The 16,391-nt window shown below is 66.7% G+C and carries 14 protein-coding genes; 6 read left to right on the forward strand and 8 right to left on the reverse strand.

Translation table 11 applies throughout. The features are described from left to right. Positions 1-5 precede the first annotated feature (5 nt). From H7F35_RS05260 to H7F35_RS05280, 5 genes are all read right to left on the reverse strand, one after another. A complete protein-coding gene (locus H7F35_RS05260) occupies positions 6-494 on the reverse strand; it encodes a tripartite tricarboxylate transporter TctB family protein (RefSeq protein WP_187111898.1) in 489 nt (162 codons plus the stop codon). A 119-nt stretch (positions 495-613) separates the two neighbouring features. Continuing rightward, positions 614-1,981: a sensor histidine kinase gene (locus H7F35_RS05265; protein WP_187111899.1), complete on the reverse strand. Its 1,368-nt coding sequence runs from the start codon at positions 1,979-1,981 to the stop codon at positions 614-616. Continuing rightward, positions 1,978-2,694, reverse strand: coding sequence for a response regulator transcription factor (locus tag H7F35_RS05270; protein WP_187111900.1), 717 nt, complete (start codon positions 2,692-2,694; stop codon positions 1,978-1,980). The genes H7F35_RS05265 and H7F35_RS05270 overlap by 4 nt, the downstream gene beginning before the upstream one ends. A 194-nt stretch (positions 2,695-2,888) precedes the next feature. After that, on the reverse strand, positions 2,889-3,203 hold the full coding sequence (locus H7F35_RS05275; RefSeq protein ID WP_187111901.1) for a hypothetical protein: 315 nt from the start codon (positions 3,201-3,203) through the stop codon (positions 2,889-2,891). A gap of 93 nt (positions 3,204-3,296) precedes the next feature. Further along, complete coding sequence (locus tag H7F35_RS05280; RefSeq protein WP_187111902.1) at positions 3,297-4,457, reverse strand: porin; 1,161 nt, start codon at positions 4,455-4,457, stop codon at positions 3,297-3,299. Between the two features lie 547 nt (positions 4,458-5,004). Between H7F35_RS05280 and H7F35_RS05285 the strand changes: the two genes are divergently transcribed. From H7F35_RS05285 to H7F35_RS05295, 3 genes are all read left to right on the forward strand, one after another. After that, positions 5,005-5,658, forward strand: coding sequence for a nuclease-related domain-containing protein (locus H7F35_RS05285; RefSeq protein WP_187111903.1), 654 nt, complete (start codon positions 5,005-5,007; stop codon positions 5,656-5,658). Between the two features lie 76 nt (positions 5,659-5,734). Then, positions 5,735-8,137, forward strand: a complete 2,403-nt coding sequence (bamA, locus tag H7F35_RS05290; RefSeq protein ID WP_187111904.1) for an outer membrane protein assembly factor BamA — start codon at positions 5,735-5,737, stop codon at positions 8,135-8,137. 24 nt (positions 8,138-8,161) lie between these two features. Further along, the gene (locus H7F35_RS05295) at positions 8,162-8,845 is read left to right on the forward strand and encodes a response regulator (protein WP_187111905.1); all 684 of its coding nucleotides are present in this window, start codon (positions 8,162-8,164) and stop codon (positions 8,843-8,845) included. Between the two features lie 51 nt (positions 8,846-8,896). Here H7F35_RS05295 and H7F35_RS05300 read toward each other — a convergent pair whose 3' ends face one another. Then, on the reverse strand, positions 8,897-9,052 hold the full coding sequence (locus H7F35_RS05300; RefSeq protein WP_261803532.1) for a hypothetical protein: 156 nt from the start codon (positions 9,050-9,052) through the stop codon (positions 8,897-8,899). 152 nt (positions 9,053-9,204) lie between these two features. On the opposite strand from H7F35_RS05300, the gene H7F35_RS05305 reads away from it, so the two are divergent. Both H7F35_RS05305 and H7F35_RS05310 read left to right on the forward strand, forming a co-directional pair. Beyond that, positions 9,205-10,803 carry an ATP-binding protein gene (locus H7F35_RS05305; protein ID WP_187111906.1) on the forward strand — a complete coding sequence of 533 codons (1,599 nt, stop codon included), beginning with the start codon at positions 9,205-9,207 and terminating at the stop codon, positions 10,801-10,803. After that, positions 10,800-11,498, forward strand: a complete 699-nt coding sequence (locus H7F35_RS05310; protein ID WP_187111907.1) for a response regulator — start codon at positions 10,800-10,802, stop codon at positions 11,496-11,498. The genes H7F35_RS05305 and H7F35_RS05310 overlap by 4 nt, the downstream gene beginning before the upstream one ends. A gap of 13 nt (positions 11,499-11,511) precedes the next feature. Here the strand turns inward: H7F35_RS05310 and H7F35_RS05315 are convergent, their stop codons facing one another. Further along, a complete protein-coding gene (locus H7F35_RS05315; protein ID WP_187111908.1) occupies positions 11,512-12,339 on the reverse strand; it encodes an AraC family transcriptional regulator in 828 nt (275 codons plus the stop codon). Positions 12,340-12,502: 163 nt separating this feature from the next. Between H7F35_RS05315 and H7F35_RS05320 the strand changes: the two genes are divergently transcribed. Beyond that, entirely contained in the window at positions 12,503-13,444 is a 942-nt protein-coding gene (locus tag H7F35_RS05320; RefSeq protein WP_187111909.1) for a PhzF family phenazine biosynthesis protein, read from the forward strand. Here the strand turns inward: H7F35_RS05320 and mgtA are convergent. Continuing rightward, on the reverse strand, positions 13,404-16,166 hold the full coding sequence (gene mgtA / locus H7F35_RS05325) for a magnesium-translocating P-type ATPase (RefSeq protein WP_187111910.1): 2,763 nt from the start codon (positions 16,164-16,166) through the stop codon (positions 13,404-13,406). The genes H7F35_RS05320 and mgtA overlap by 41 nt on opposite strands. Positions 16,167-16,391: the final 225 nt, after the last annotated feature.

Below are 16,391 nucleotides of genomic sequence, written 5' to 3' on the forward strand. Positions count from 1 at the left end.
GCGGATCAGCCGGCGATGAAGGTGGGCCACACCTGGAACTGCAGCTTGAGCGCGACCACGAAGGCCAGGTAGCTGCCCAGCGCCAGGATGCTGGCGAGCACGGTCACGCCCTTCCAGCCGAAGTTGTCGCCCGCCAGGCTCGCGATGAAGGTCAGCGCATAGATCGCGACGATCAGCCCCATCGACGGCAGGCCGATGCTCGGCAGGCCGCCGAGCAGCACACCGAAGATCAGGTTCGCGCCGATGATGAACACCAGCGGCTTCCACGCGATGCGCCCGACGGGTTCGCCGTCTTCGGTCTCCACCGTCAATGCCTTGAGCGTGATCATCACGCCCATGAGCGCAATGAGGATGCCCACGATCAGCGGGAAATAGCCCGGGCCCATGCGGGCGCCGCTGCCGACGTTGTAGGTCGTGGCACCCCATGCGAAGGCCACGCCGAAGGCGCTGAAAAGGACGCCTGAGCAGAAATCTCTCTGACTCTTGATTCTCACCGTTGATGTCTCCTGGAACTTGGCACAAGACGTGCGCAGCCGATCCTAGGAATTCAGCGGTCCGGTGTGTATGAACAAAACATTGCGGTTTGGCAATGTGGCGGCCGCAGCGCAGCCGATCAGTCGGTCGCCGGCAGGTCGATGCACACGCGCAGGCCCGGCGCGGCATCGCCCAGTTGCAGCCGCCCGCCATGCAACGCGACCACTGCCTGCACGCTGGCAAGGCCCAGCCCGTGCCCCGGCGTGCTGCGGTCCAGCCGATGAAAGCGCACGCCGATGCGCTCGTACTCGCCAGCGGGAATGCCCGGCCCGTTGTCTTGCACGAAAAGCTGTGCCCTGCCGTCCACCGTGTGCGTGCCGACGCGCACTGTCGCGCCGATGCCCGCGTACTTCAGCGCGTTGTCCAGCAGGTTGGCCGCCGCGCCCGCGAGCAGATCGCGGTCGCCCAGCGCCACTGCCAGGTCGGCCGGCTCGCGCAGCAGCGTGATGCCCTGCGCCTCGGCCACGGCTTCGTACAGTTCCGCCACGTCGTCGGCAATCACATGCAGCGCCACCGGCGCGAACTGCTGGCGCCGCGCGCCGGCCTCGACCTCGGCGATCTGCAACAGCTTCTCGAACACCACCGCCAGTTCGTCCAGCTCGCGGATCGCGGTGGCCACCGCCTGGCGCTGCACGTCGTTGCCGCCCAGCTCCTGCTCGACCGCGCGCAGCCGCACCAGCACGCGCGTGAGCGGCGTGCGCAGGTTGTGCGCAATGGTGTTGGACACGTGGCGCACACCGTCCATCAGCGACTGGATGCGGTCCAGCATCGCGTTGATGTCGTTCTCCAGCAGCGCAAACTCGTCTTCCTGGCCCGACGGCGCCACCCGCTCCTGCAGCTCGCCCGCCGCGATGCGCGCGGCCGTGCGGCGCACCGCACCCACGCTGCGCTCAAGCTCCTGTCTGAAGACGAAGGTGCCGCCGATCAGCAGCAGCACCGCCACGATGCCCGCCGCCGCGCTCGCACTCGCGACCAGCGATTCGATGGACTCCTGGTCGCGCAGGTCATGGCCCACCACGAGCAGGCCGCCATCGGGCAGGTGCCGCATCACGAGGTAGCCGATGGCGCTCTGGCCCGAGCGCACCACGCGCCGGTGCACGCCGTCGCCTGCATCCGGCGCCAGCGACGGCATCTGGTCGAGGTTGCCCGCGAGCTTGCGGCCCTCGCGGTCGGTGAGCAGGTAGATCTCGTTGTCAGAGTTGCGCCCATCGGACAACGCAAAACCGATCTCCCCCGCCACGCCGTCCGCGCCACGCGCGTCGTAGCGCACCATCAGTTGCTGCAGGCTGGTCGATACCTGCCGCACCATGCGCTGCTGCAGCACGCCGACGGTCTGCATATAGACGATGGCCAGCGCCGCGAGCATCGTGATCGCCACGAGCAGGCCGTAGTAGAACGCGAGCCGGAAGCCGACCGAGCGCCACAACTGGCGCAGGGTCTTGATCATTGCGACGGTTCCCCGTCATCGGGCGCATCGCCGTCGCCCTGCGCCAGCCGGTAGCCCACGCCGCGCAAGGTGTGGATCAGCGTCGGCGCGCCGCCGGCATCGAGCTTGCGGCGCAGGCGACTCACCTGCACGTCGATCACGTTGGTCTGCGGGTCGAACTGGTAGTCCCACACGGCTTCGAGCAGCATGGTGCGCGTGACCACCTGGCCCGGATGCATCATCAGATAGGCCAGCAGGCGGAACTCGCGTGGCTGCAATGCGATGGGCCGGCCGGCGCGCTCCACATGCCGCCGCGCCAGATCGAGCGTCAGGTCGGCCAGTTGCAGCATGCGGATCTCGGGGCCGGTGCGAGAGCGCCGCACCAGTGCCTCGGCACGCGCCGCCAGTTCGGAGAAAGCGAAGGGCTTGGCCAGGTAGTCGTCGCCACCGGCCTTGAGCCCGCGCACGCGTTCGTCGAGCGCGCTCAATGCGCTGAGCACCAGCACCGGCGTTTTCTTGCCGAGAGCGCGCATCGTCGACAAGATCGAGAGGCCATCGACCTCGTTGGGCAACATGCGGTCGAGGATCACCAGGTCCCACGACTCGCCCGTTGCGCGCGCCAGTGCATCCGCGCCGTCGCGGCTGATCACCGCCACGTGGCCGAGCGAACGGAAACCGTCGGCAATGTAGCGGGCGTTGTCGGCGTCGTCCTCCACGATGAGGCAACGCCACATGGCGGTCGGCCCTGTCACTTCGGCGCGGCGCCTTCGTGCAAGGCAGCGAGGCGGGCCGTGGAAAGAAAGAGATCGGGGAGTGGCTGCGTTCTGGTGCTCATGGCGATGGAGTCGGCCGGCCATTCGCTCATGAATGAAGCCGCCGCCGGAGCCATCCTAGCCGCGATTCAACCAGAGAAAGCGCCGGTGCTTCATTACCGTTTGTCCATGTTCGCCGGCCCCGAGGGGCGGAACGCCAGCTCGCCCGAAGGACCGCGCTCGCAGGTTCCCGTGAGCGCATCCGCGCGCGGGCCGGGCACCGCGGGGCGTGCGCCCTCGGGCTGTCCCTCGCACATGTCCCACGCGGCCATCGGCGGTGGTGGCCGGCGGCCATCGAAAGAAGGCCCCGGCGGCCCTTCGCCGCGAAAGCCCGGCGGTGGGCCGTAGGGCATGGGCAGCGGCACGATGATGCAGCCCGTCAGGCTGGTGGCTGCGAGCAGGCTCGCAAGGTGTCGGATTCTGTTTTTCATTTTCTGGAGATCTCCTCACGCCTTGCGCAGCCGGGCGCGGTCCGCAGGGCAAACGCCCCACGGCCGCACCGGCCGCGCAATGCGCCCTGTAGCTCAGAACGCGTGGCGGATGCCGAAGTCGTAGCCCGTCGACGAACGCGGCAGGCCCGTGTAGCCCACGCCGGTGGTGCCGTAGCCCGTGGTGCTGGCGGCGGACAGGTCGCCGGTGTAGGCCGCGTCGTTGCGGTTGTTCACGCGCGCGACGGTGGCGTAGAGCGCCGTGCGCTTCGAGAGGTTGTGCACATAGCCGATCGCAAACTTGTTGACGCGCGGGTTCTCGCCGGTGATGCCCTGCACGCCTTCGTTGTAGTGCACGGTGGAATACGAAGCGCGGATCAGGCCCGCACCGACCGGCACGCTGGCGCCGAGCAGGTAGCCCTTGTAGCTGTCGTGACTGTTGCCCAGCGCGGCGGTGGCGAACTTGTTCTGCACGTTCGAGATTTCGCCGAACAGCTTGACGGGCCCCAGGTCGTAGGACGCGCCCAGGTTGATGGTCTGCACCTTCTGCGTGAGCGAGGTGGTGTCGACCACGACGTTCTGGCCCACGGCCAGTGCCACGTCGAGCGGCCCGTTCGCATAGCCGAAGCGGCCACCGATGTAGCGACCGGCGTTGCTGCTGGTGGCGGCGGTGAGATCGGTGCCGCTGGTGCGGACGTTCTCGTTGAAGCTGTACTGCACCTGTCCGTAGAAGCCACCCAGATTGGGCGGCAGGAAGTAGCCGACCATGTTGCTGGCGCGCACGTAGTTGGTGTTGCCGATGCCGGTGCTCGCACTGACGGTGCTGATGACGTTGGTGCCCGAGCCGTTGGTGCCGAAGGGATCGAAGACGGTGTCGTTCCAGAAGGTCGAGGTGTAGTCGCGGCCCAGTCGCACTTCACCGAAGCCACCGGAGAGGCTGACGGTGGAGCGGCGATTGAAGCTGGCGATGCCGTTGGCGCCGTCGTCGTTGCTGATCGGTGCTTCGAGCCAGAAGCTCGCGGCCAGTCCGCCGCCGAGGTCTTCGGTGCCACGGAAGCCGATGCGGCTGGAGTTGTAGCCCGAGTTGGCAAGGCTCCATTGGCTTTGCTTGCTGGTGGCACCGGTGACGGGGTCACGCGAGGTGGCGGATTGATAGCTCACACCCGCATCGACGACACCGAACAAGGTAACGGACGATTGGGCAGAGGCCAGGCCGGTAACGGCCAGCGCGGCGAGTGCCGTGAGGGATTTCTTCATTCAGGTTTCTCCGGTTTGAGCAGCTCTTCATCGAGCAGCTGGAACGGATGGTCTCGTTCAAATTTGGAGGAATCTGGTGGGTGGCCTTTACTGTTGTTTTTTTCGCTTTCGCGGTTTTGTTGTCGTTGTTTTCCGGAGGTGCGGTGATGGGGGTTGTCGATTCCCCCTCTTCGGAGCCCGCTTCCTGCCTTGCTCCCTCTCCCTCTGGGAGAGGGCAGGGGTGAGGGCAGACGGCCTCAAAGAAAGAAGGAGCCCTCATCCACCCCCAAGCCCGGTATGCGGTGCGGCGTGGTCGGCCCCTCTGGGCCGCCGAGGAGCGCAGCGTTTCGCGGATCAGGGCTCGCAGCTGTTTGAGCGCAGCGAGTTCTGCGAGACCCCGCGAGACGCGAGCACCGCAGGGAAGCCCGAAGGGCCGGCACAGCGGGGCCGACCGCGCCGCGCCGCATACCGGGCGCCCTCAACAAAGAACACGCACAAAACAAAAACCAAGACGTACTAAAAGTCTCCCAAAAGCCAAGCAATGCTCAGCCCCTCGAAGGAGCCCAACATGACCATTGCATTGCAAAGCACCATCGCCGCGTCCCTGGGTGTGCAGCAGCTCGCCAGCGCATTCAGTCCCGCCTTCTCTCACCTGCGCATTCTTCGCAACCTCATCATTCCGATGCCCGAAGGCTGCATGGTGCGAACCGCAAGGATCGACGCCGTGCTGGTGTGCGAAACCGGCGTCTATCTGTTCGAGATCAAGGCCTGGCGCAACGCCTTCGTCTACAGGAAGAAGTCCGACCAGGCCCCGCCGCGCTGGTTCCTTCGGCTGAACGGCTGCAGCAGCGCACGCGAAGTGAAAGACCCCGCCTGGCAAGGCGGCCGCAAGACCACGCAACTGCGCAGCCTGCTGCCCGAAGACCTTCGCCTGCAGTACTTCGTCTTGTTGCCTTGCGAAGGCGTCGAGCTTGAAGGCGTGATGCCCGCCGCAGTCATCACCCAGCAAGACCTGCCCTACATCGCACGGCTGGTTCGCAACAACGGCCGCACCGCACGCACCTACCCGCTGCTCGATGCAGACGCCATCGACCGCACCGTGCAGCGCCTGATCGACATTCAAGGCAACCTGTCTCTCGCGCATCACATGCAGAACTGCCGCGAAAGAAGCGCGCATGCCGTCACCGGCTGGAACAGCGCAACCGCCATCGGATTGCAATAAATAGAAACACCCCGTAAAGCAGCGAGAGAGGAGAAAGGTCCCAAATTTCTCCGACATTGGCAGAGACCATGCGGCGATGAACTTACCCAAGTCCCTCGCGACCATCGCCGCGCTGCTCGCCTCGCTCGCTACCCTTCCGGCCTGGGCCGCCGATCCGTTCACCGTCAAGGACATCCGGCTCGAAGGCCTGCAACGCGTCGAGCCCGGCACCATCTTCGCAACCCTGGGCATCAAGGCCGGCGACACCTACAGCGACGAGCGCGGCAGCGCGGCCATCCGCGCGCTGTTCGAGCTGGGTCTTTTCAAGGATGTTCGCATCGACGTCAACGGCAACGTGATCGTCGTGATCGTCGAAGAGCGCCCCTCCATCGCCGACGTCGACTTCGTCGGCGCCAAGGAATTCGACAAGGCCGCGCTGCAGAAGGCATTGCGAGAAGTCGGCCTGGCCGAAGGCCAGCCCTACGACAAGGCACTGGCCGACCGCGCCGAACAGGAACTCAAGCAGCAGTACATCAGCCGCAGCCTCTACGGCGCGCAAGTGGTCACCACCGTCACGCCGCTCGAGCGCAACCGCGTCAACCTCACCTTCACCGTGACCGAAGGCGAGACGGCACGCATCAAGGAAGTGCACGTGGTCGGCAACAAGGACTTCAGCGAAAGCACGCTGCTCGACCTGTTCGACCAGGACAGCGGCGGCTGGCTCGCCTGGTACACGAAGTCGAACCAGTACGCGCGCAGCAAATTCAACGCCGACCTGGAGACGCTGCGCTCCTACTACATCACGCGCGGGTATCTCGAATTCCGCATCGAGTCCACGCAGGTCGCGATCTCGCCGGACAAGCAGTCGATCACGCTCACCATCAACATCACCGAAGGCCGCAAGTTTGCGATTGCCGGCGTCAAGCTCTCGGGCGACTACCTGGGCCGCGAGGACGAGTTCAAGTCCCTCGTCACCATCCGCCCCGGGGCACCCTACAACGGCGAAGAAGTGGCCGCCACCACAAAAGCCTTCACCGACTACTTCGGCACCTTCGGCTATGCCTTCGCACGCGTGAAGGCCGAGCCCGAGATCGACCGCGCCAACAACCGCGTGGTGATGGTGCTGAAGGCGGAGCCGGCGCGGCGCGTTTACGTGCGGCGGCTCAACATCGGCGGCAATTCAAAAACGCGCGACGAAGTCATCCGCCGCGAGTTTCGCCAGTACGAAGGCGCCTGGTACGACGGCAACAAGATCAAGCTCTCGCGCGACCGCGTCGACCGCCTGGGCTTCTTCACCGACGTGAACGTCGAGACCACCGAGGTCAGCGGCACACCCGACCAGGTCGACCTGTCGATCAACGTGACCGAAAAACCCACAGGCTCGCTGCAACTGGGCGCCGGCTACTCGTCGACCGACAAGATCTCGCTGACCTTCGGCATCACGCAGGAGAACGTGTTCGGCAGCGGCAACTACCTCGGCGTGCAGGTCAACACCAGCTCGTACAACCGCACGATCTCGCTCACCGCCACCGACCCGTACTTCACGAAAGACGGCATCTCGCGCACGCTGAACGTCTTCCACACCACCACCCGCCCCTACTACGAAGCGGACGGCAACTACAAGCTGGCAAGCGACGGCGGCTCGGTGCGCTTCGGCATTCCCGTGGGCGAGCTGGACACGATCTACCTGGGCATCGGCGTCGAGCGCTATGCCTTCACGCCGGGCAGCAACGGCTCCTACACGCTGGTCAATGGCTCCTATGTCTACACCGCCACGCCGCAGGCCTACCTCAACTACTTCCAGTGCACGGGCACCGCGCCGAGCGTGGTCTGCACGGGCGATTCCAAGGTGGGCATTCCCGCCACCGTCGGCTGGTCGCGCGACGACCGCGACAGCGCGCTGGTGCCCACGCGCGGCCGGCTGCAAAGCGCCAACCTCGAGCTGGGCGTGGGCAGCGAGCTGCGCTACCTGAAGACCAACTACCAGTACCAGCAGTACTTTCCGCTGTCCAAGCAGTACACACTGGCCGTCAACGGCCAGCTCGGCTATGCCAAGGCGCTGGGCGGCACCGCGTTCCCGATCTTCAAGAATTTCTACGCGGGCGGCCTGGGCTCCATTCGCGGCTTCGAGCAGAACTCGCTCGGGCCCACCGACGCAGTCACCGCCGGTGCGCTCGGCGGCACGCGCAAGGCGATCTTCAACATGGAGTTCAGCACACCCTTTCCCGGCGCGGGCAACGACCGCACGCTGCGGCTGTACACCTTCTTCGATGCAGGCAACGTCTTCGCCGACCGCACCGCGGGCATGACCGACGCGCAATGGAAGGCGCAGAACCGCCTGCGCGCATCGGCCGGCATCGGCATCAGCTGGATCTCGCCTCTGGGCCCGCTGCGGCTGGCCTACGCGGTGCCGCTGATGTACCAGAAGGCCGACACGGCCAACAACATCGCGGCGGACCGCACGCAGCGCTTTCAGTTCCAGATCGGAACTTCTTTCTGAATGAAGACCGAAGGAGACACAGCCATGAGCCGCATCCTGCTGGTGGAAGACGGGCGCGACAGCAGCGCCCGGGTGTTGATGGACCCGCTGCGCAACGCGGGCCACGAGGTCGAGCAGATCGAGGACGGCGCGGCAGCGCTGGACCGCATCCTGAGTTCGCCGCCCGCGCTCACGCTGCTCGACGTGGCGCTGCCGCACATCGACGGCCTGCGTGTGCTGGAGAAGGTGCGCTCGCACAGCGACCATCCGATCATCATGCTGACGGCGCGCACGCGCGAGGCCGACCGGCTGCGCGGCTTCGACATGGGCGCCGACGACTACGTGTGCAAGCCCTTCTCGCCCAGGGAAGTGGTGGCGCGCGTCAACACCGTGCTGCGCCGCCATGCGCTGCGCCAGTACGCCGCAAAGCCCTCGGCCGCGGTGAACTTCGCCGACCCGCGCGCCGGCGCCTGCCTGGAGGGGCATTCGCTGGACCTCACGCGCCGCGAACTGTTGCTGCTGCGCGCGCTGTCGCGCGACCCCGGCCGGGTGTTCACGCGCTCGAAGCTGCTCGAAGCCGCGTTCCCCGAGGCGCTCGACGTGAACGAGCGTGCAGTCGATGGGCACATCAAGAACCTGCGAAAGAAGCTGGCCCAGGTCATGCCTTCGCACGACTGGATCCGCTCGATCTACGGCGTGGGCTTCAGCTTTGCCGAACGGCCCGCCTGAGCCGGCGAAGAGATGCCGCCGGGCCGGCCGGCCGCGATTCTTTGTGGTGTGTCATGACGTTTCCTTCTCGATCGACCCGGGGCTCGGCACGGTCGGCCGCGTGACGCGCGCCTCGGCCCAGCGCACGAGCAGGACCCACGCGTGGGCCACCAGCCAGAAGCGCAGCACGAGCGACAGCAGCAGGGGCAAATCCGTGTCCGGGTTCATGGCCCGCATTGTGCGTTTTGAATCGGGAGAAATATGGGAGAACACTTCTCCCAGATTCCTCCTCATTTCGCCCCGAAGATCTACCCCTTGCCTATGACGCCCGCCCGCCCGAAACGCATGTCGCAGAATGCGGCCATGCCTGCCCCGAGCCCATGCCGCGCCTGACCCTTTCCCGCAAGATCTTCCTGGCGCTGGCCGCCATGCTGGTCGTCTTGCTGCTCAGCTTCGCCGGTCTCTCGATCCTTGCGCTGCAGCGGGGCCTTGGCTCCTACGTGGCCGAGATCGAGATCCGGCGCATGGACTGGCTCGCACAACTGGTGCTCAAGCACTACGTCGCCAACGGCGACTGGAAGAGCCTGCGCGACAACGACGACACTTGGCACCGCCTGCAGATGGGGCGGCTGGCGGCCACGGCCGATGGCTCCGGAGGCGCCGACGAGCGGCGGCTGCCGCCCTGGTACAGATACCGCGCGATGCGCGAGGCCGAAGCACAAGCCCAGGCACAGTCGCAGGGAACGCCCGACAACAACAGCGGGCCGCCGCCTCCGCCCCCTTCATCGCCGCAACTCGACCTGCTGCCCCGCCGGCTGCCGAGCATGCCGCCGCCGTGGTTCTTTCCCGATCCGCGCGAAATGGCGGATTCGATCTTCCAGCGGCTGGCCGTGCTCGACGCCAAAGGCGTGCGCGTGGTCGGCGCGAGCGTCGACCTGGAGAATGCGGCGCGCCTGCCGATCCGCCGTGGCCGCTCGGTCATCGGCTACCTGGCGCTGACACCCATGCAGGCCCTCGAAAGCGAAGCCGACCGCGCCTTCATCGCGCGGCAGTCGGGCGTGATCGTGCTGACCGGCATGTGCGGCCTGGCCTTTGCGCTGGTGCTTTCATGGCTGCTGGCGCGCCGCTGGTTCAAACCCATCGACGAACTCACGCAGGCCGCGCAGGAAGTGGCGCGCGGGCGGCTTTCCACGCGCGTCGCGGTGCATGGCTCCGACGAACTCGCCCTGCTCGGCAAGACCTTCAACGACATGGCACAGCGCCTTGACACCGTCGAGGCCTCGCGCCGCGCCTGGCTGGCCGATGCGGCACACGAGCTGCGCACGCCGCTGGCGGCGATGCGCGCCGAGATCGAGGCGCTGCAGGACGGCGTGCGCAGCTTCGACGAGCGCACCGCGCTGCGGCTGCACCGGCAGGTGATCCGGCTGGGCCAACTGGTCGACGACCTGCGCAGCAGCATGCGCGAGCCGCAAAGCGACCTGCTGGCCACCACGGTGTTTCCGCTGTCGCTGCTGAAAGAGGCGCTGGACCACACGCGCGACCGCTTCGCCAAGCGCGACATCGCGGTGGACCGGCGCGCCATCGACCTCATCGCGGTCTCGGCGCAGCCGGTGGTCGAAGGCGACGCGCACCGGCTGCACCAGGTGTTCATGAACCTGCTTGAAAACACGCTGTCCTACACCGATGCGGGCGGCAAGCTGCGCATCGACGTCACGGTCGAGGGCGCATGGAGCGGCAACCGCCTCACGCTGGTGTTCGACGACAGCGCGCCGGGCCTGCCCGAGAACGAACTGCCCCGGCTGTTCGACCGCCTGTTCAGGGGCGAGACCTCGCGCAGCCGCGAGTTCGGCGGTTCCGGGCTCGGCCTCTCGATCTGCCGCGCGACCATCGAGGCGCACGGCGGCACCATCGACGCGTCGGCCTCGCCCCTGGGCGGGCTGCGCCTGACCATCACACTGCCACTGGCCGCATTGCCATGACACGCATCGTCATCGTCGAGGACGAGATCGACATCGCCTCGGTGGTGCAGGACTACCTGCGCCACGCGGGCTACGACACCGCGCACTTCACCGACGGGCAGAGCGCGCTCGACAGCATCGTCGCCGAGCCGCCCGACCTCACGCTGCTCGACATCATGCTGCCGCGGCTCGACGGCATCGAGGTGCTGCGCCGCGCGCGCGAACACACGGCGCACCCGATCATCATGCTCACCGCGCGCATCGAGGAGGTCGACCGCCTGCTCGGCCTGGAGCTGGGCGCCGACGACTATGTGTGCAAGCCCTTCTCGCCGCGCGAGCTGGTCGCGCGTGTGCGCGCCGTGCTGCGGCGCACCGCGCCGGGGGTGGCACCGGGACAAGGCAGCATGCCAGGCGATGCACCCGGGCTGGTGCTCGACGACGTGCACTGGCGCGCGTCGCTCGAAGGCGAGCCGCTGAACCTCACGCGGCGCGAGTTCGGCCTGCTGCAGGTGCTGTCGCGGCATCCGGGCCGCATCTTCTCGCGCGCCCGCCTGCTCGAGCTGGCCTACGATGACACGGTGGACGTGACCGAGCGCGCCATCGACAGCCACGTGAAGAACCTGCGCCGCAAACTCGGCGCGGTGACGCCTTCGCACGACTGGATACGGTCGGTGTATGGCGTGGGGTTTGCGTGGGAGGCGCCGCTGCCGGCCTGAGCGGCAACGCCCGCTAGCTGTTCAGACCCGAAGCGCGGATCTGCGTCGCGGTTTTCGCCCAGGTCTTCTCCAGCATCCGCGAGAGATACGAACCCGATTCCCACCCCACCTGCAGTGCGATGGACAACACCGAGTCGCGCGTGTTCTCCAGCAGGTACACGGCGCGCTCCATGCGCCGGCGCTGCAGGTAGGCCAGCGGCGACACGCCGTACTTCATGCGGAAGATGCGTTCCACCTGCCGGCGCGACAGCCGGTGCTGCTGCGCGAAGGCATCGAGCGACAGCGGCTGCGCGAGATCGCCGTCGATGGCCTCGGTCAGCAGCTCGGCCACGAGCAGGGCCGACGAGGGATCGCCATCCGACAGCGGGTTGCCGCTGAGCCGCGCGGCCTCCATGACGAGCGCGCCGCACAGCGCGTAGTTTTCCCCCGTGCCGGCTTTCGCCGACTCGAGCATCCGCTGCGACAGCGCGCGCAGCGCCGTGCTGCCCGAGCGCATGCCCTGCGCCGGCCGCTGCACGCCCTGCGCCTGCAGCGCCGTGGCCCACAGCGCGGGATCGACATAGACCGCGACATGCGTCTGACCGCCGGTCAGCGTGGTGGTCGAGTGCGCGTTGCCCGCCGCGAACCACACGAAGTGGCCGGGCCCCAGGCGCTGCACCTCGCCTTGTGCATCGCCCACGCTGAAGCGGCCCGCGATGGGCACGAACAGCATGTCGCAGTCGTGCACGTGCGGCTCGGTGGCGTAGCGGTCGCTGGTGTTCGCCACCATGGTGGCGTCGTGCAAGAGCCGCTCGACAAACAGCGATTGGCGGGGTGCCGTCGGGCGGGTGTTCGCGTGCATGGTCACTCCTTGTCGCATATGACCCGGCACTGCGCGCCGACATGCTCGCCAAGGGCGTGACCCCGTGGAGCGTGCGGCCCGAGGTGTTCGAGGAACAGATCCGCGGCGACATCAAGCTGTGGGGCAACATCGCCCGCTCGGTCAACGCGAGGGCCGAATGACGATGTCGACGACTTCCGTTTCGCGCGCCCGCGACATCCGCGTCTTCGTGGGCCCCGACAAGGCCATCGGCGGCAACCCCGCGCCAGTCTGGCTCGATGCCGATGCGCTCTCCACCGCGCAGATGCAAGAGAACACACGGCTCAGCGGCCACGAGTCCGTCTTCGTGCTGAAGCCGACCACGCCCGCACACCGCCTGCGCATGCGCTACTTCGTGCCGAACCACGAGATGGAGATGTGCGGGCACGCCACCGTCGCCGCGCTCTGGCTGCTGCACCGGCGCGGCGAATGGGACGGCGCGCCCGTCGCCATTGAAACGCTCAGCGGCACCGTCACCGGCCGGCGCGTCGATGGCACGGTGCAGATCAGCCAGCCGCGTGCGACGGTGCAGGAGGTGACGCAACCGTCGCTCGTCGAAGAGATCGCGCAATGCCTGGGCATCGACGTCGATCAGATCGCGGGGCCGGTGCTCAACGCCGCCACCAGCCGCGTCAAGACGCTCTTGCGTCTGGCAGACACCGCACAACTGCACGCCTTGCGTGTGGACTTTGCGCGTGTCGAATCGCTGTGCGAGCGCCTCGGCTCCACCGGCCTGTATCCCTATGCCATGTCGCGGAATGAGGCCGACACGGTCAGCGCGCGGCAGTTTCCAAAGTCCTCCGGCTACCCCGAAGACGCAGCCACGGGCATCGCCGCTGCGGCGCTGGCCTGGGGCCTGCGCCACCTCGGACTGGTCGGCAACGCAGAGCTTTCCGTGACGGTTCGACAGGGAGAAGCGATGGGATCGCCTTCGGCCATCCACATCGGCCTGCCCTCGGAGGCGATGGCACACGAAGGCTGCTGGGTGGGTGGCGAGGCTTGCGACGCGCAACCGGAAGATTTCCGCTCGCACGCATCTCTCCCCGTCACTGCCAGCCGAAACGCCGGATGTAGTAGCGCTTCATGAGCGTCGTCAGCACCGCGTAGCCCAGCAGGATGGCCACCAACCATGGGAAGTAGCCCAACGGCAGCGCCTGCAGCTTGAAGTAGCCGGCCAGCGGCCCCATCGGCAGGAAGATGCCGGCGGCCATGATGAGCAGCGTCATCACCGTCAGCGGCCAGGCCGCGCGGCTTCCGATGAAGGGCAGCTTCGGCGTGCGGATCATGTGCACGATCAGCGTCTGCGTCAGCAGCCCCACCACGAACCAGCCCGACTGGAACAGGGCTTGCTGCCCTTCGCTGTTCGCGCCGAACACATGCCACATGAGCACGAAGGTCGTGATGTCGAACACCGAGCTGATCGGCCCGAAGAAGACCATGAAGCGGCCGATGTCGCCGGGATTCCAGGTCAGCGGCTTCTTCACCAGTTCCTCGTCGACGTTGTCGAAGGGAATGGCGATCTGCGAGATGTCGTACAGCAGGTTCTGCACCAGCAGCTGCAGCGGCAGCATCGGCAGGAATGGCAGGAACGCGCTGGCCACCAGCACCGAGAACACGTTGCCGAAGTTGGAGCTGGCCGTCATGCGGATGTACTTCAGCATGTTGCTGAAGGTCTTGCGCCCTTCGATCACGCCGGCCTCCAGCACCATCAGGCTCTTTTCGAGCAGGATGATGTCGGCCGCTTCCTTCGCAATGTCGACCGCGCTGTCCACCGAAATGCCGATATCGGCCGCGCGCAGCGCTGGCGCGTCGTTGATGCCGTCGCCCATGAAGCCGACCACGTGGCCGTTGTCGCGCATGGCGCGCACCAGCCGCTCCTTGTTCAGCGGCGACAACTTGGCAAAGACGTTGTTGACCTCCACCGCGTGCGCCAGCGACTTGTCGCTCATGCGATCGATGTGCTGCCCCAGCAGAATGCCCTCGACCTTCAGGCCCACCTGCTGGCAGACCTTGCCGGTCACGAGTTCGTTGTCGCCGGTCAGCACCTTCACCGTCACGCCGTGCTCGGCCAGGGCCTTGAGCGCGGGCGCGGTCGATTCCTTCGGTGGATCGAGAAAGGCTACGTAGCCGACCAGCGTGAGTCCGGACTCGTCGGCCACCGAATACGCGGCCGCGCGCGACGGCGTTTCCTTCATGGCCACGGCCACCACGCGCAGGCCTTCATGGTTCAGGTCGCGGGTGATCTGGCGCACGCGCTCCAGCATCTCTTCGTCCAGCGGCACGTCGCGGCCGTTCTCGTGCACGCGTGTGCAGATGCTGAGCATTTCCTCGACCGCGCCCTTGCAGATCAGCTCGTGGTGGTCTTCGCGCTCCGACACCACCACCGACATGCGCCGGCGCTGGAAGTCGAAGGGAATCTCGTCGACCTTGCCGTAGTCCTGCCCCAGCTTGAGTTCGGACTGCAGCTCCACGTGCTCCAGCACCGCGCGGTCCAGCAGGTTCTTCAGGCCCGTCTGGTAGTAGCTGTTGAGGTAGGCGAACTTGAGCACCTCGGTGGACTCGTTGCCGAACACGTCGGTGTGGCGCTCCAGGAAAATCTTGTCCTGCGTCAGCGTGCCGGTCTTGTCGGTGCACAGCACGTCCATCGCGCCGAAGTTCTGGATGGCGTCCAGCCGCTTGACGATCACCTTCTTGCGCGACAGCAGCACCGCGCCCTTGGCCAGCGTCGAGGTCACGATCATCGGCAGCATCTCGGGCGTCAGGCCCACGGCCACCGACAGCGCAAAGAGAAAGGCCTCGGTCCAGTCGCCCTTGGTGAAGCCGTTGACCAGCAGCACGATGGGCACCATCACCAGCGCGAAGCGGATCAGCAGCCAGCTCACGCTGTTGACGCCGGCCTGGAACGCGGTGGGCGTGCGGTCGGTGGCGGTGACGCGCGTGGCCAGCGTGCCGAAGTAGGTGCGGTTGCCGGTGGCAATGACCAGCGCAATGGCCGAACCCGACACCACGTTGGTGCCCATGAACACGATATTGGCCTGCTCCAGTGGGCTGTGCGCGCCGCTTTGCCGCTCGACGAACTTTTCCACCGGCAGCGATTCGCCGGTCATGGCCGATTGGCTGACGAACAGGTCCTTGGCCGTGAGGATGCGGCAGTCGGCCGGAATCATGTCGCCGGCCGACAGCACGATATGGTCGCCGGGCACCAGGTCCTTGATGGGCAGCTCGACGCGGCTGGGCGCATGGCGCGCGAGCGGCCGGGCCTCGAAGTAGCGCTCGGCGACTTCGGCGGCCTCGGTGCGCAGGTCGCGCCGGATCACCGTGGCCGTGTTGCTGACCAGCGCCTTGAGGTTTTCGGCTGCGCGGTTGGAGCGGCCTTCCTGCACGAAGCGGATCAGCGTCGACAGCAGCACCATGGTGCCGATGACGACGGTGGCCTTGGTGTCCTCGGTGACGTAGGAGACGATGGCGAGCAGCGTCAGCAGCAGGTTGAACGGGTTCTTGTAGCAATGCCACAGGTGCAGCCACCAGGGCAGCGGCTTTTCGTGCGCCACTTCGTTGGTGCCGACGGTTTCCAGCCGGCGCTGGGCTTCGGCGTCGCTCAGGCCGTCTTCATGGGAGTCGAGCCGCACCAGCAGCGATGGCACGTCGTCGTCGGCCGCGCGGAACAGGTCGCGCGCCAGGCGGTCGGAGATGGGCTGCGAGGCGCTGCGGCCGCCGGCCACGGTTTCCAGCATCTCGCCCCGGCCGAAGAGTCGGGAGGTGCGGCGGCTGTTCAGGAAGGCGACGAACCAAGTCTGGAGAAAATTCATCCTCGTTGCTCCACGGTGTGATCGCGTGACTCGCGATGCATTGAATTTGTCGGGGCGTTTTTAGCGCTGTTGTTCTTGGCGCTGTTGTTCGGGGCTCCGTTGTTCAGGGCGTGTGCGAATGACACCGGGTACTCCCCTCCGCGAATGTCCCCCGGGGCGCTGCGCGCCCCTCCTCCTTTATTTCGCTGCGGGGAGTACCCGGCGTCATTCGCACCTGGACACGCT

The sequence above is a fragment of the Variovorax sp. PAMC26660 genome, assembly GCF_014302995.1.
Lineage (GTDB): Bacteria > Pseudomonadota > Gammaproteobacteria > Burkholderiales > Burkholderiaceae_C > Variovorax.

What these genes read in the sequence shown, in the direction of transcription:
- H7F35_RS05265 (WP_187111899.1), bottom strand. Translation starts at nt 1,981, where the DNA reads ATGATCAAGACCCTGCGCCAGTTGTGGCGCTCGGTCGGCTTCCGGCTC.
- H7F35_RS05270 (WP_187111900.1), bottom strand. Translation starts at nt 2,694, where the DNA reads ATGTGGCGTTGCCTCATCGTGGAGGACGACGCCGACAACGCCCGCTAC.
- H7F35_RS05275 (WP_187111901.1), bottom strand. Translation starts at nt 3,203, where the DNA reads ATGAAAAACAGAATCCGACACCTTGCGAGCCTGCTCGCAGCCACCAGC.
- H7F35_RS05280 (WP_187111902.1), bottom strand. Translation starts at nt 4,457, where the DNA reads ATGAAGAAATCCCTCACGGCACTCGCCGCGCTGGCCGTTACCGGCCTG.
- H7F35_RS05285 (WP_187111903.1), top strand. Translation starts at nt 5,005, where the DNA reads ATGACCATTGCATTGCAAAGCACCATCGCCGCGTCCCTGGGTGTGCAG.
- bamA (WP_187111904.1), top strand. Translation starts at nt 5,735, where the DNA reads ATGAACTTACCCAAGTCCCTCGCGACCATCGCCGCGCTGCTCGCCTCG.
- H7F35_RS05295 (WP_187111905.1), top strand. Translation starts at nt 8,162, where the DNA reads ATGAGCCGCATCCTGCTGGTGGAAGACGGGCGCGACAGCAGCGCCCGG.
- H7F35_RS05300 (WP_261803532.1), bottom strand. Translation starts at nt 9,052, where the DNA reads ATGAACCCGGACACGGATTTGCCCCTGCTGCTGTCGCTCGTGCTGCGC.
- H7F35_RS05305 (WP_187111906.1), top strand. Translation starts at nt 9,205, where the DNA reads ATGCCGCGCCTGACCCTTTCCCGCAAGATCTTCCTGGCGCTGGCCGCC.
- H7F35_RS05310 (WP_187111907.1), top strand. Translation starts at nt 10,800, where the DNA reads ATGACACGCATCGTCATCGTCGAGGACGAGATCGACATCGCCTCGGTG.
- H7F35_RS05315 (WP_187111908.1), bottom strand. Translation starts at nt 12,339, where the DNA reads ATGCACGCGAACACCCGCCCGACGGCACCCCGCCAATCGCTGTTTGTC.
- H7F35_RS05320 (WP_187111909.1), top strand. Translation starts at nt 12,503, where the DNA reads ATGTCGACGACTTCCGTTTCGCGCGCCCGCGACATCCGCGTCTTCGTG.
- mgtA (WP_187111910.1), bottom strand. Translation starts at nt 16,166, where the DNA reads ATGAATTTTCTCCAGACTTGGTTCGTCGCCTTCCTGAACAGCCGCCGC.